The following is a 13,989-nucleotide window of genomic DNA, read 5'->3' as shown; positions in this document are numbered from 1 at the left end:
CTGTGAGAGGAGTCACTCCGCGGAGCGTGCCGCCCACCAGGTGAGCAGGGCGTCGCGCGCCGCGTCGTACGGCTGCGGGCCCTCCTCCATCCGCAGCTCGAGCAGGAAGCGGTAGGCCTCGCCCACCACCGGGCCCGGGGGGAGGTCGAGGATCTCCATGATCTGGGTGCCGTCGAGGTCCGGCCGGATCGAGGCCAGCTCCTCCTGCTCCGACAGCCGGGCGATCCGGGCCTCCAGGTCGTCGTAGGTCCGACGCAGCCGCTCGGCCTTGCGCTTGTTGCGGGTGGTGCAGTCCGCCCGGGTGAGCACGTGCAGCCGGGTCAGCTGGTCACCGGCGTCGCGGACGTAGCGGCGTACGGCGGAGTCGGTCCACTCGCCGGTGCCGTAGCCGTGGAAGCGCAGGTGCAGCTCGACCAGCTTCGCCACCGCGTCGATGGTGTCGTTGGAGAACCGCAGGGCCTGCATGCGCTTGCGGGTCAGCTTGGCACCGACCACGTCGTGGTGGTGGAAGGTGACCGTCCCGTCGTCGACGAACCGGCGGGTCTTCGGCTTCCCGACGTCGTGCATCAGTGCCGCGAACCGCGACACGAAGTCCGGCCCACCGCCGTCGAGCCGGTCCTCGAGCTCGATCGACTGCTCCAGCACGGTCAGCGTGTGCTGGTAGACGTCCTTGTGCCGGTGGTGCTCGTCGCGCTCGAGGGCCAGCGCCGGCAGCTCAGGCAGGACGTACGCCGCGAGGCCGGTCTCGACCAGCAGGGTCAGCCCGCGCCGCGGCCACGGTGCCTCGACCAGCTTCACCAGCTCGTCGCGCACCCGCTCCGCTGAGACGATCGTGATCCGCTCGGCCATGTCGGTCATCGCGGCGACCACCTCGGGCGCGACGGTGAACCCGAGCTGGGCGGCGAAGCGGGCGGCCCGCATCATCCGCAGCGGGTCGTCGGAGAACGACGACTCCGGAGTGCCGGGCGTCCGCAGCACCCGCGCCGCGAGGTCGACGACGCCACCGAACGGGTCCTCGAAGGTCCGGCCGGGGAGGCTCATCGCCATCGCGTTGACGGTGAAGTCACGGCGACCGAGGTCTCCGGCCAGGTTGTCGCCGTAGTCGACATCGGGCTTGCGCGACGACGGGTCGTAGGTCTCCGAGCGGTACGTCGTGATCTCGACCTGCCAGGGACCCTTGCGGCAGCCGATCGTGCCGAAGGCCCTGCCGAGGTCCCAGATCGCGTCGGCCCAGCCGCGCACGAGCTTCTCGGTGACCTCCGGACGGGCGGAGGTGGTGAAGTCGAGGTCGTTCTGCAGCCGGCCGAGCATGGCGTCCCGGACCGGTCCCCCGACCAGGGCGAGCTCGTGGCCGGCGTCGGCGAACCGGGCTCCGAGCTCGTCGATCACCGGGCCGATGCGCTCGAGCTCCCCGGCCACGGTGCGCTGCACGTCCGCGATCTGGAGGGGCGGCAGGGCGGGGTCGGACACGGGAGACAAGGGTAGTCGGAGGGTGCAGGACACCCGCCGGGCGGCCGGGGTTCGTGTCCCGTGTCGGCACGTCCCCGGGGACGCTTCTGTCTTGGGGGTCGTGCCCTAGAGTCGACGCCGTGATCCGACCGGTGGCTGCCCTGTGCGCACCCCTGGTCGCCGCGGTCGCCGCCGTCACGCTCGGGCCGGGTCCGGGCACCGGCGACGGGGTGCTCGACCCGTCGACGGCGGGCGCGGACACGCCCGCCGTGGTGTCGGCCGCCCCGTCCGGCGACGACCTGACCGCGCGCCGCTCCGTGCCCGTGTCCCGCAACGCCCAGCGGCGTGCCGCCAGCCAGGACCTCGACGTCACCCTCGACGGGCTCAACCCCTCCGTGATCCCGCAGCGCGGGGCGATCACGATGCGCGGCACGATCACGAACACGACGGAGGAGACGTTGACCAGCATCAACGTGCATCCCCTGACGTCGTACTCGCCGATGACCACGGCACGCGAGATCGAGGTCTCCGTCGAGTCCGACCCCGAGATCTACATCGGCCAGCGGATCACCGACATCGGGCGCTTCGACAACGTCGAGGACCTGGCACCCGGCCAGTCCGTCAGCTGGAGCGTCCGGGTGCCGGCCGACGAGCTCCTGATCAGCGGCGAGGAGGGCGTCTACTGGATCGGTGTCCAGGTGCTGGCCGCCGACACCGACGGGTTCCGCTCGATCCACGGCCGGGCCCGGTCGTTCATCCCGCTGATGCGCGGCAAGCAGGAGCAGGTGCCGACCTCCCTGATCCTCCCGGTACGCCGGGCGATCGAGCGGGCCGCCGACGGACGGGTCAGGCGTGCCGACGAGTGGGCCAACGAGCTCAGCCCCGGGGGCCGCCTGGCCAACCTCACGTCGTTCGTCCGCTCCTCGGGGACGGCGCCGGTCACCTGGCTGATCGACCCCGCGGTCGTCGACGCCGTCGACCAGCTGGCCCGGGGCAACCCGCGCCGCAACCTCGAGCCCACCGAGCCGGCTCCGGGCGAGGAGAACACCGACCAGCAGGACGAGGAGCAGGCCGCGGCCGAGGAGGAGCAGCGCCGCAACGGCCTGCCCGAGGCCCAGCAGTGGCTCTCCGACGTCCGGTCGCTCACCTCGCGCAACCCCGTGCTCGCCCTGCCGTACGGCGACCTCGACGTCGCCGCCGCCTCCCGCTACAGCCCGGTGCTCTACGACCGGGCCCGCGCGCTCTCCTCGGAGGTGCTCGGCGCGCTCGACATCGAGAGCAACCCGGCCATGGCGCCCCCGAGCGGGTTGCTGAACCCCGGGGCCCTGGAGCTGGCGCCCCAGGACACACAGATCTTCCTGTCCGAGGAGGCCATCGGCGAGGAGTACGACGACCCGGCCGACGTCCCCTCGACCATCGAGTCCGCCGGCCGGCGGATCGCGATCACCGACCACACCGTCGGGGTCGGCGGCCCCGGGCCGGACGAGCGGCTGAGCGGCGTGGCGCTGCGGCAGCGCGTGCTCGCCGAGGCGGCGGTCCGGTCGCTGGCCGGCGACACCAGCGCCCTCACCGTCGACCTGCCGTTCGACTTCGACCCCGGCTCCCGCGGCCAGCAGTTCTTCCGCGGCCTCGAGCAGCCGTTCCTGCAGATGGTGCCGGCCTCGGTGGACCGGACCGGGCCGGCCCCCGAGGTCTCCCGGGTGGCCTACCCGACCCGCCAGGTGGTCCGCGAGCTGAACGAGGCCAACCTCGCCTCCACCGACCGGTTCATCGACACCGGCGAGCGGCTCGACAGCATCCTGGTCCGCAACGACACGGTCGGTGACCAGGTCCTGCGCGAGGCACTGTGCACGTCGTCGTACATGGTCCGCGACGACCCGGTCTCCGCGCAGGTGGCCGCCGACGACGCGTCCACCCTGCTGCGCAACCAGCTCGAGCGGATCCGCATCGAGGCACCGTCGTTCGTGATCCTGTCCTCGGACAGCGGCCCGTTCGCCGTCACCGTCACCAACGACCTCGACCAGCCGGTGCGCGTGCGGATCGAGGCGCAGACCAGCGACGACGTCGTGATCAAGGCGCCCGAGGAGATCACGCTCGAGGCCGAGACCCGTCAGACCGTCCAGCTCAGCGCCGAGGCCGCCTCGCTCGGCGTCCACCCGGTCCGGCTGGTCGCCACCAACGTCGACGGCCAGCCGATCGGGGCCTTCGACGAGCTCGACATCCGCTCCAACACGGTGGGCGTGGTGATCTGGGTGATCATGGGCGTCGGGGTCGGCATCCTCGCGATCTCGATCCCGGTGCGGTGGGCCCGACGCCGTCGACGAGGAAGCACGACTGCATGACCACCCCACGACGATGTTCACTGCGTCCCGCTCGCCGCAGGGACCCCGCATGAGCGAACGCTCGGTCCTGTCCAACAGCGCCGTGATGGCCGCGGGCACCGTGGTCTCCCGCTTCAGCGGCTACATCCGGTCGATCCTGCTGGCGGCGGCGCTCGGCAACGCGCTGCACGCGGACGTGTTCACCATCGCGAACACGATCCCGAACATGCTGTACATCCTGCTCGCGGGCGGCATCTTCAACGCGGTGCTGGTCCCCCAGCTGGTGCGGGCGATGAAGAACGACGACGACGCCGGCGACGCCTACACCCACCGGGTGGTCACGCTGGCCGCCCTGTTCCTCGGCGGCGTCACCATCCTGCTGGTGGCGTTCACCCCCCAGGTGATGTCGCTCTACCTCGACGGCCACTGGAACAACCCGGAGCTGGCCGCCGAGAAGGAGTCGGTGATCGACTTCGCGCGGTTGTGCCTGCCGCAGGTCTTCTTCTACGGGATGTTCGTGCTGGTCGGGCAGATCCTGAACGCCCGCGGGAAGTTCGGCCCCATGATGTGGGCGCCCATCGCGAACAACCTGCTGTCGATGGCGGTCCTGGTCGTCTACATCGTCGTCTTCGGGACCGACGCCACCGGCGGCTACAGCACCGGCGAGGAGCTCCTGCTCGGCCTCGGCTCGACCGCGGGCATCGCGCTGCAGTTCCTCATCCTGCTGCCGTTCCTGACCGCCTCCGGCTACCGGTACGCCGCCCGGTTCGACTTCCGCAACGCAGGCCTCGGCCACACCCTGCGGCTGGCCATCTGGACCGTGCTGTTCGTGATCGTCAACCAGGTCGCCTACACGGTCGTGGTCCGGCTGGCCTCCAGCGGTACGGCGGGCTCGGACGGCGCGCCCGACGCGACCGGCTACACGATCTACTCCAGCACCTTCCTGCTGGTGATGGCCCCGCACGCGGTGATCACCGTGTCCCTGGCCACCGCGGTGCTGCCCCGACTCTCGGCGAGCGCCGCCGACGGCCGGCTCTCCGACCTGGCCGGCTCACTGGCCGCGACAGTCCGCACCACGCTGGCGCTGATCATCCCGTTCGCGCTGCTGGTCCCGGTGATCGCGCGCGAGCTCTCCGACGTGATCTGGGGGTACGGCGCCGCGGAGGCCACCTCCGACAACTATGCGCCGTCGCTCGCGCTGTTCGCCCCCGGCGTCGTGTTCTTCACCGTCCACTACCTGATGCTGCGGGGCTTCTACGCCCTCGAGCTCACCCGCACCGTCTTCTGGGTGCAGTGCCTGATCGCGGCCGTGAACATCCTGCTGGCCGTGGTGCTGGTGGACCGCACGGACGCGGCGTTCACCTCCCCCGCCCTGGTGCTCGCCTACGGCGGGGCGTACGCCGTGGGTGCGGTGTCGTCGTACTCCCTGCTCCGGCACCTGCTCGGCGGCCTCCGTACCCCGCAGCTGCTGCGGTTCCTGGTGCGGCTGCTGCTGGCCGCGGTCCCGGCCACCCTCGTCGCGTGGGCCGCGGCGTGGGCGCTGCACGAGTCGCTGGGCACCTCGCTGGACTCCAAGCTCGGCTCGCTGTTGTTCCTGGGGGTGGTCGCACTGGTGGACGTGGTCGTGTTCCTGGCGCTCTCCCGGGCCTTCCGGCTGACCGAGGTGACCGAGGTGGTGGACACGGTCACGCGGCGGCTGCCCGGTCGTGGCTGACCTTCCCCCTACGATGAGGGTGGGCCGCCGAGGCCCTGGCCAGACCGAGCAGGCGGCGCCCAGGAGCGAGCGAGGAGAGGAGCAGGTTGTGCCCGGTTCGACCCGCGCCGGCGACCTCCTGACCGGTCGCTACCGCCTCGTCGACCTGCTCAGCGAGGCCCGCGGTGGCCGTTTCTGGCGGGCGTGGGACACCGTGCTCTCCCGGCACGTCGCCGTGCACCTCATCCCGGAGGGCGACGAGCGTGCCGAGGCCCTGATGGAGGCGGCCCGGCGCTCCGCGACGCTCTTCGACCCCCACCTGCTCCGGGTGCTCGACGCGGACCACGCCGACGGCATGGTGTTCGTGGTCAACGAGTGGGGCGAGGGCGAGTCGCTCGACCACCTGCTCGCCGACCAGCCGCTGTCGCCGCGCCGCGCCGCCTGGCTCACCGCGGAGGTGGGCTCGATGCTGGTCACCGCTCACGAGCAGGGCATCGCCCACGGCCGGCTGGTCCCGGAGAACGTGCTCATCGACGAGACCGGTGCCGTGAAGGTGATCGGCTTCGCGTGCGACGCCGCGCTCAACGGCATCGTCGAGGGACGGATCTCCACCGACGTGGTCGACCTGGCCGCGGTGCTCTACGCCGCACTGACCGGCAAGTGGCCCGGCATCTCGCGCTCCGCCGTACCCGCCGCTCCGCAGGAGCACGGCCGCCCGCTGCGCCCGCGCCAGGTCCGGGCCGGCGTGCCCCGCACCCTGGACGCCCTCTGCGACGAGGTGCTCAGCCCCTACCTCACCGGCGCCGATCACGGCTTCGACTCGGCCGGCGCGATCGTCGCGGCCCTCGAGGAGTACGTCGGCGACCTGGCCGCCGTCGCCGAGGCCGAGGCCCGCAGCCACCGCGGCAACACCAGCCCGCGGATCCCCCGCATCGACGCCCCGCTCGCCCTGGCACCCGAGATCTCGGCGGCCGCCGCTGCCGCCGCTGCCGCCGGGACCGGCCCGGCCACGGACACCGGCACCGGGGCTGCCGCTGTCACCACGAACGGCGCCGGCGACGCCCCGGCGGAGCTGCCGACCGACACCCCACCCGTCGGCCCGGCGGGCCCGGTCGCCCCGGGTACACCGCCCGCACCCGACGACGCCCCGGACCTGCCGGGGGACGGCACGGTCGCGATGTCGGCCCTGGCGCCGGACGTCGACGAGCGGGGCGCTGCCCCGCAGGACGCCACCGACCTCGAGGGCTCCGACAGCGGTCCGGCCGCACCGGTCGCGACCGAGCCGGAAGGCCCGCCGGACCAGGCCCCGGCCAGCTCGCCGGAGGCCGCGACGGCCCCGGCCGAGGAGGTTCCCGCCCACACCCCGGACGGCCCCGGCGACCAGACCCAGGCCGAGGCACCGGTGTTCGACGACGGGGACGACGCCGAGTGGTCCTCGGGCGCCTGGATGACCGCCCGTTCCGACCCGGCACCGCCCCCGCCGCCGTTCGACGAGGCCCCGGAGCGTCCGCTGTTCGCCCCCGACCCGCCCGAGGGCCGCGCGGCCCGGGTCCCCCGCTCCCCCGCCCCGGACACCCACGGGGGCACCGGCGCCGGCTACTGGCCGTGGGGCAACGACTCCGGCACGCTTCCGCCCGCCCCGCCGGAGGAGGACGACGAGGCCGACGGCCGGGTGCCGGGCCGCAGCTCGCTGCGGATCGCCGCCCTGATCGCGCTCGCCGCGGTGGTGCTGCTGGCGATGGTCTACGCCTTCAACCGCGGACGTGACAGCGGCTCCGACGACGCGAGCCCGCAGCAGCCGACCCGTACGCCGACCACCTCCGCGCCTTCGGAGCAGCCGTTCCGGATCGCCGGCGTGCAGGACTTCGACCCGTACGGCGACCCCCCGGAGGAGAACCCCGAGCTCGCGCCACTGGCCATCGACGGCAAGGCAGACACCGCCTGGGTCAGCAACCGCTACGACCAGCAGTTCGGGCCTGGCGGGCTCAAGCCGGGCGTCGGCCTCCTGGTCGACCTCGGCCAGGCCCGCGACGTGGGCAGCGTCGACGTCACGCTCCAGGGGTCGCCGACCACCGTCGAGCTGCTCGGCACCACCGACGAGGCGGCACCCACCGGGATCGACGGCCTCGACGAGCTGGCCAGCGGCGAGGCCACCGGCACCGAGGTCACCCTCGAGCCCGAGAAGCCGACCTCCGCCCGCTGGCTGGTCGTCTGGCTGACCCGCGCCCCGGACGTCGGCGGTGGCTTCCGCGGCGCCGTGGCGGAGATCGCGGTCAACCCGTGAGGACCCCCCGGTGAGCACCGGCGGGCCTCGCGAACCCGGCCCGGACGGCCACGACGTCCCGGTCGGACCACGGACCGACCGCGACCTGCTGGCCGCACACGTCGCCGGCGACCACGACGCCTTCGGCGAGCTGTTCACCCGGCATCGGGACCGCCTGTGGGCAGTGGCGCTGCGCACGATGGGCAACCCCGAGGACGCCGCTGACGGCCTGCAGGACGGGATGATCGCGGCGTTCCGCCGGGCGGCGAGCTTCCGCGGCGACGCCGCCGTCACGACCTGGCTGCACCGGGTCGTGGTCAACGCCTGCCTGGACCGGATCCGGGCCGCCCGGGTGCGCGCCGCCGACGCCCTGCCCGACGACCTCGACGCGTACACCGGCCGGGGCACCCTCGGCACCGCCGCGCCCGATCCCGGCCCCGACGACACGGCCCTGGCCGCCGAGCGCAGGCGCCTGGTCCTCGACGCGCTGGCCGCCCTGCCCGCCGAGCAACGGGCTGCCCTGGTGCTGGTGGACATGGAGGGCTACGGCGTCGCGGAGGCAGCCGAGATCCTCGACTGCGCGGTCGGAACCGTGAAGTCGCGCTGCGCGCGCGGCCGGGCCCGGCTCGCCCCGCTCCTCGGCGTCCTCCGCAATGCCGGCGACGACGAGCCGCCGGCTCCCGGGAACCCTGCCGGCCCGGCAGCCGTCCCATCCACGGACCCTGCGCGCGGCCCGCCCGAGTAGCCGCCCGCGCACCACGTCCGTCCCGATCCCCGACCGTCACCGAGGAGGTGAACCGCCATCGACGAGCAGGACCTCACGCCCGCGCAGAGCGAGGCGGTCCGCCGCATGCTCGCCGAGGCCCGGCACGACCAGCCGGTGCCGCCGGAGGTGGTCGCCCGCCTCGACGCCGTGCTCGCCGAGCTCGGTTCCGGCGTGGCTGCCGAGGCCCCGGCCACCAGCGACGAGGCGACCGGGGAACCGGCCGTGGTGCCGCTCCGGCCCCGCGAGCAGGACTCCGAGGAGCGGCGCCTGCACCGCCGGTTCTCCCGGGTGCTGCTCGCCGCCGCCGCCGTGCTCGCGATCGGGTACGGCGCCACCCAGGTGCTCCCGAACGTGACCCAGTCGGGCAGCGGCGACAGCGGGAGCGCCTCCACCGCGGACAGCGCCGAGACCCCCCAGGCCCCCGAGGTGGCCGGCGGCGACGCGGGTGCGCGGGCGGAGACGCCCACACCGGTCACCGACCTCGGCATCGCCGGGCTCCGCCCGATCGACCCGGGCGCCCTGGACCGCGACCTGGCCATGCTGCGTCGGGAGTCAGCCCGGTCCGAGCAGTTCGCCGGCAACCGCGGCACCGACATGGTCCGCTGCGGCCCCGCCGACCCGGTGCCCGGCGCCCGCTACGTCGGCGCGGCGTACGACGGCCGGCCGGCGCTGGTGGTCTACCACCCGGTGCGGAACGGCCGGCAGACGGTCGAGCTCTACCTCTGTGACACCGCACACCCCCGGAAGGTGTTCCGGACGGTCACTCTGACCCCATGAGTCACGACCTCGGCGGTGCCTCGGCGGTCCTCCGCTGAGGGGAATGTGGCGCGTCTAGGATCGGTTCCACCCACGTGTTCCGACGCACCCCGTTCTGTCCGGCCAGGGAGGCCAGCCCCTCATGAGTGAAGTCCGCAACGTCATCGTCATCGGCTCCGGTCCGTCCGGCTACACCGCCGCGGTGTACGCCGCCCGGGCGAGCCTGCAGCCCCTCGTCTTCGAGGGCTCGGTGACCGCCGGCGGCGCCCTGATGAACACCACCGAGGTGGAGAACTTCCCCGGCTTCCGCGACGGCATCATGGGCCCCGCGCTGATGGACGAGATGCGCGCCCAGGCCGAGCGGTTCGGCGCCGAGCTGGTCGCCGACGACGTGGTCGAGGTCGACCTGGTCTCGAACCCGAAAGTCGTGAAGACCGCCGACGGCGAGTTCCGGGCCCGGTCGGTGATCCTCGCCATGGGCTCGGGCTACCGCAAGCTCGGTCTCCCCAACGAGGACACCCTCTCCGGCCGCGGCGTCTCCTGGTGCGCCACCTGCGACGGCTTCTTCTTCCGCGAGCAGCACATCGCCGTGGTCGGCGGTGGGGACTCCGCGATCGAGGAGGCCACGTTCCTGACCCGGTTCGGCTCCAAGGTCACGCTGATCCACCGCCGCGACGAGCTGCGGGCCTCCAAGATCATGCAGGAGCGGGCGTTCGCCGACCCCAAGCTCGAGTTCGCCTGGAACTCCGAGGTCGCCTCGATCAACGGCCAGGACCAGCTCGAGTCGGTCACCCTGCGCGACACCGTCACCGGCGAGGAGCGGCAGCTGGACATCACCGGCCTGTTCATCGCGATCGGCCACGACCCGCGCTCGGAGCTCCTGGCCGGGCAGGTCGACCTCGACGACGACGGCTACGTCCTCGTCGACCACCCCTCGACCCGCACCAACATCCCCGGCGTCTTCGCCGCCGGCGACCTGGTCGACCACCACTACCGCCAGGCAGTCACCGCTGCCGGCACCGGTTGCGCGGCGGCGCTGGACGCGGAGCGCTACATCGCGGCGCTCGACCACGCCGCCTCCACCGCCGGCCCGGCGGACGCCACCGCCGACGAGGCCGTCGAGGCCGAGGCGGTCACCGAGGCCGTCCAGACCGCCGGCGCCTGAGCCTCCCGGACCCGTCACCGACACCGGCCGCGCGCCGGGAACAACCGTCGGTGCCCTCGTGTTCACTAGTCACCAACCGCCACCGGGGCACCAACCGATCCGAAAGGACACCACGTGGGCAACATCGCAGCCGTCACCGACGCCGACTTCGAGACCGAGGTCCTCAAGTCCGACAAGCCTGTGCTGGTCGACTTCTGGGCCGAGTGGTGCGGCCCGTGCCGCCAGGTCTCCCCGATCCTCGACGAGATCAACAGCCAGCACGGCGACAAGATCACGTTCCTCAAGATGAACGTCGACGAGAACCCGGTCACCCCGGCCAGCTACCGCGTCACCGGCATCCCGACCATCAACGTCTACCAGGGCGGCGAGGTCGTGCGGTCCATCGTCGGCGCCAAGCCGAAGGCCGCGCTGCTCAACGAGCTGTCCGAGTTCATCGCCTGAGCCCGGCCGCTGCGCACGCACCCCCTGACGGTCCGCCGTCGGGGGGTGCTGCACGTCGGGGCCGAGTCAGTCAACGGTCGCGGTCCCGCGAGGCGTGCCAGCGGGCAGGCGGCTTCGGTGCCGGCCGGGCGTGCGGTCGCGGACGGACGGCACCGAGGAGCTTCTCCAGCGCCTGCTCCACCTCGTCCTTCCAGGTCACCGTCGACTTCAGCTCCATGCGCATCCGGGGGTGGACCGGGTGCGCACGCTGGGTCTTGAAGCCCACGCTGGACAGGAAGTCCGCCGGCACCACGCACCGACCCGACCGTCCACCCCGGGTCTCGCCGAACGCCTCGACGGCCTTGATGCCGCCACGCTTGATCAGGTCCCGGGCCATGCCCTGGATGAGCAGCCGGCCGATCCCGCCGCCGATCGCGGCCGGGTCGACGTACAGCGCGGTCATCTGGAGCGCGTCGGGCGAGATCGGCGCGGTCGGCAGCGAGGAGGACCCGGGCACGAACGCCGTCGGTGCGTAGATCACGTATCCCACGGTCTCGTCGTCGACGACCGCGATCTGGCCGCACGAGCCCCACTCGCGCAGCACCTCGGAGACCCACGCCTCCTTCTCGCCGTACGCGTCCTCCGCGCAGACCCGTGCCCGCCGCACCGGGTCGAGCTCCCAGAACAGGCACGTGCGGCAAGGGCCCGGCAACGTGGCGAGGTTGTCGAGCGTGAGCCGGACCGTCCTCCGCGCCATCAGCCTCCCCGTCGGCGGTCCTCGCGGCGCCGGTCGCGTCCAAGGGGTGTGCCGGTGCCCCGCGGCGACCGGCCATCGTCCATGCTAGTGCTGTCATGAGCGAGATCTCCCGCAGCAGCACGCGCCTCGACGGGTACGTCGACCGGTACGCCGCGCGCACCCAGGGGATGACCGCCTCCGAGATCCGGGCCCTGTTCGCGGTCGCCAGCCGGCCAGAAGTGGTCTCGCTGGCCGGCGGCATGCCCAACATCAGCGGCCTCCCGCTCGACGTGGTCGGCAGCGCGGTCGGCGACCTGATCGCGGCCAACGGCCCGGTGGCGCTGCAGTACGGCTCCGGCCAGGGCGACCCGACCCTGCGCGAGCAGATCACCGACGTGATGCGGCTCGAGGGCATCGAGGGGCACCCCGACGACGTCGTGGTGACCGTCGGCTCCCAGCAGGCGGTCGACCTGGTCACCCGGATCTTCTGCGACCCCGGCGACGTGGTGATCTGCGAGGCGCCGTCGTACGTCGGGGCGCTGGGCGTGTTCAAGGCCTTCCAGTGCGAGGTGGTGCACGCCGAGATGGACGCCGAGGGGCTGGTGCCGGACGCGCTGCGCCAGGCGATCGTGGCCACCCGCGCGGCCGGCAAGACCATCAAGTTCCTCTACACCATCCCCAACTTCCACAACCCCGCCGGCGTGACCCTGACACCGGCTCGGCGTCAGGAGGTGCTCGCGATCTGCCGCGAGCACGACATCCTGGTGCTCGAGGACAACCCCTACGGCCTGCTCGGCTTCGACGCGGAGCCGATGCGCGCGCTGCGCGCGGACGAGGCCGAGGGCGTGATCTACCTCGGGTCGTTCTCCAAGACCTTCTCCCCCGGCATGCGGGTCGGCTGGGCACTGGCCCCGCACGCGGTCCGCGAGAAGCTGGTGCTGGCCCAGGAGTCGGCCACGCTGTGCCCGCCCGCGTTCAGCCAGATGGCGGTCTCGGCGTACCTCACCACGCACGACTGGCAGGGCCAGATCAAGCAGATGCGGGAGATGTACCGCGAGCGGCGCGACGCCATGATCGAGGCGCTCGACGACTTCATGCCGGCCGCCTGCACGTGGAACAACCCGCACGGCGGGTTCTTCGTCTGGGTCGGCCTGCCGCCCGGGATCGACGCCAAGGCGATGCTGCCGCGCGCGGTCACCGCCCGGGTGGCCTACGTGCCGGGCACCGCCTTCTTCGCCGACGGGTACGGCTCGTCGTACATGCGGCTGTCGTTCTGCTACCCCACGCCGGAGCGGATCCGGGAGGGCGTGCGCCGGCTGGCTGGCGTGCTGGAGCAGGAGACGGAGCTGCGCCAGACGTTCGGGGCCACCGGCCCGTCCCACGAGCTGCCGCGGAGCGGGTACGACGCCCCGAGCAGCGACCTGAGCTGAGGAGGAGCCGATGTCCCCGACCGAGGCGACCCCGGGCGCCCACGGCGGCCGGGTGGTGGTGCTGGCCGGCGGCCTGTCCCACGAGCGCGACGTGTCGCTGCGCTCGGGACGGCGGGTGGCCGAGGCGCTGCGCGGCACCGGCCAGGAGGTCGAGGAGCGCGACGTCGACGCCGCCCTGCTGCCCTCGCTCGCGGCCGACCCGCCCGCCTGCGTGGTGCCGATGCTGCACGGCGAGACAGGCGAGGACGGGGCCATCCGGGAGGTCCTCGAGCTGCTCGGGCTCCCCTACGTCGGCGCCACCCCCGAGGCCTGCCGGATCGCCTTCGACAAGCCGGTGGCCAAGACCGTCGCCGCGCGCGCCGGCGTACGCACGCCTGCGTCGTTCTGCCTGCCGCACGAGACCTTCCGTGAGCTGGGCGCCGCGGCGGTGATGGAGTCCCTGGTCGCCACCCTGGGCCTTCCCCTCATGGTCAAGCCGGCCCGGAGCGGGTCCGCTCTGGGCTGCACGGTGGTGCGGGATCGGGCGGACCTGCCCTCGGCCATGGTCAACGCCTTCGCCTACGGCCCGGTGGCGCTGCTGGAGCAGTTCGTCGTGGGCGCGGAGGTCGCCGTCACCGTCGTGGACGACGGCGAGGGACCGCGCGCGCTGCCGCTGGTGGGCATCGAGCCCGACGGCGGGGTCTACGACTACACGGCGCGTTACACCGCGGGCAGCACGCAGTTCGTGGTGCCCGCCCGGCTCGACGACGAAGCGACCGCCGAGTGCGAGCGGGTGGCGCTCGCCGTGCACGAGGCGTTCGGGCTGCGCGACCTCTCCCGCTCCGACCTCATCGTCGACCCCGACGGGACGGTCTGGTTCCTCGAGGTCAACGTCGCCCCCGGCTTCACCGAGACCTCGACCGTCCCGCTCGCGGTCCAGGCCGCGGGTCTGGACCTCGGCAAGGTCATTGCCGGGCTCGTCCACGCCGCCACCACCCGCTAGCGTTTCCG

The 13,989-nt window shown here is 73.1% G+C and carries 11 protein-coding genes; 9 read left to right on the top strand and 2 right to left on the bottom strand.

The genetic code is table 11. The features are described from left to right. Window positions 1-12: 12 nt before the first annotated feature. The gene (locus EKO23_RS17985) at window positions 13-1,440 is read right to left on the bottom strand and encodes a CCA tRNA nucleotidyltransferase (RefSeq protein ID WP_425464408.1); all 1,428 of its coding nucleotides are present in this window, start codon (window positions 1,438-1,440) and stop codon (window positions 13-15) included. A 149-nt stretch (window positions 1,441-1,589) separates the two neighbouring features. Between EKO23_RS17985 and EKO23_RS17980 the strand changes: the two genes are divergently transcribed. The 7 genes from EKO23_RS17980 to trxA all read left to right on the top strand — a co-directional run bounded on the left by EKO23_RS17980 (window position 1,590) and on the right by trxA (window position 10,854). Further along, window positions 1,590-3,791: a DUF6049 family protein gene (locus EKO23_RS17980; protein ID WP_134719509.1), complete on the top strand. Its 2,202-nt coding sequence runs from the start codon at window positions 1,590-1,592 to the stop codon at window positions 3,789-3,791. A 49-nt stretch (window positions 3,792-3,840) separates the two neighbouring features. Further along, window positions 3,841-5,484, top strand: a complete 1,644-nt coding sequence (murJ, locus tag EKO23_RS17975) for a murein biosynthesis integral membrane protein MurJ (RefSeq protein WP_134719508.1) — start codon at window positions 3,841-3,843, stop codon at window positions 5,482-5,484. An 88-nt stretch (window positions 5,485-5,572) separates the two neighbouring features. After that, a complete protein-coding gene (locus EKO23_RS17970) occupies window positions 5,573-7,747 on the top strand; it encodes a protein kinase family protein (RefSeq protein ID WP_167880543.1) in 2,175 nt (724 codons plus the stop codon). Between the two features lie 10 nt (window positions 7,748-7,757). Beyond that, window positions 7,758-8,471: an RNA polymerase sigma factor SigM gene (gene sigM, locus EKO23_RS17965; protein ID WP_134719506.1), complete on the top strand. Its 714-nt coding sequence runs from the start codon at window positions 7,758-7,760 to the stop codon at window positions 8,469-8,471. A 105-nt stretch (window positions 8,472-8,576) separates the two neighbouring features. Further along, window positions 8,577-9,269 (top strand): hypothetical protein, encoded by a 693-nt coding sequence (locus EKO23_RS17960; RefSeq protein WP_134719505.1) that lies wholly within the window; start codon window positions 8,577-8,579, stop codon window positions 9,267-9,269. A 121-nt stretch (window positions 9,270-9,390) separates the two neighbouring features. Continuing rightward, the gene (gene trxB, locus EKO23_RS17955; RefSeq protein WP_134719504.1) at window positions 9,391-10,413 is read left to right on the top strand and encodes a thioredoxin-disulfide reductase; all 1,023 of its coding nucleotides are present in this window, start codon (window positions 9,391-9,393) and stop codon (window positions 10,411-10,413) included. 114 nt (window positions 10,414-10,527) lie between these two features. After that, window positions 10,528-10,854: a thioredoxin gene (gene trxA / locus EKO23_RS17950; protein WP_134719503.1), complete on the top strand. Its 327-nt coding sequence runs from the start codon at window positions 10,528-10,530 to the stop codon at window positions 10,852-10,854. 70 nt (window positions 10,855-10,924) lie between these two features. Here the strand turns inward: trxA and EKO23_RS17945 are convergent, their stop codons facing one another. Further along, entirely contained in the window at window positions 10,925-11,590 is a 666-nt protein-coding gene (locus EKO23_RS17945) for a GNAT family N-acetyltransferase (RefSeq protein WP_134719502.1), read from the bottom strand. 95 nt (window positions 11,591-11,685) lie between these two features. Between EKO23_RS17945 and EKO23_RS17940 the strand changes: the two genes are divergently transcribed. Both EKO23_RS17940 and EKO23_RS17935 read left to right on the top strand, forming a co-directional pair. After that, window positions 11,686-12,999, top strand: a complete 1,314-nt coding sequence (locus tag EKO23_RS17940; protein WP_134719501.1) for an aminotransferase-like domain-containing protein — start codon at window positions 11,686-11,688, stop codon at window positions 12,997-12,999. Between the two features lie 10 nt (window positions 13,000-13,009). Beyond that, window positions 13,010-13,981: a D-alanine--D-alanine ligase family protein gene (locus tag EKO23_RS17935; RefSeq protein ID WP_134719500.1), complete on the top strand. Its 972-nt coding sequence runs from the start codon at window positions 13,010-13,012 to the stop codon at window positions 13,979-13,981. Window positions 13,982-13,989 lie beyond the last annotated feature (8 nt).

Source organism: Nocardioides guangzhouensis, assembly GCF_004519545.1.
Classification (GTDB): domain Bacteria; phylum Actinomycetota; class Actinomycetes; order Propionibacteriales; family Nocardioidaceae; genus Nocardioides; species Nocardioides guangzhouensis.
The sequence above is the reverse complement of the archived record's forward strand: the minus strand, read 5'-3'. Positions and strand labels throughout refer to the sequence as shown.